The organism is Bacillus cereus group sp. BceL291 (assembly GCF_051776705.1).
Lineage (GTDB): Bacteria > Bacillota > Bacilli > Bacillales > Bacillaceae_G > Bacillus_A > Bacillus_A cereus.
This window is the reverse complement of record NZ_JBPWAP010000267.1, coordinates 1-317: the sequence shown is the minus strand read 5'-3', so window position 1 is coordinate 317 and position 317 is coordinate 1. Positions and strand designations below refer to the sequence as shown.

Here is a 317-nt window from a genome sequence, read left to right as displayed (position 1 = left end):
ATCTTCTTTGCAGATTCGTGAGAATCTGTAAAGATTTTAAAGTCATCTGCATATCGTACGATAAACATTTCTTTTAACTTTGTAGACTTCAGTGCTCTATATTTGTGAAGGCTTGTGTACTTGTGTTTCGTATCCATGTTCTCCCATTGGTTCGAGATCCACCAATCTAGATCATTCAGTACAACGTTCGATAGTAGTGGTGATAGAATACCACCTTGCGGTGTTCCTTTTGAAGGTATACCTACGCCTTCTATCGGTGATTTAAGCATTTTTGAAATAATGCTTAGCACCCTGTTATCTTTTATTCCAATGTTGTA

At 36.9% G+C, this 317-nt stretch carries 1 protein-coding gene; it reads right to left on the bottom strand.

The features are described 5' to 3' along the window. On the bottom strand, positions 1 to 317 hold a 317-nt coding region (locus tag ACS2CR_RS34520), incomplete at both ends, for a reverse transcriptase domain-containing protein (RefSeq protein ID WP_438906170.1).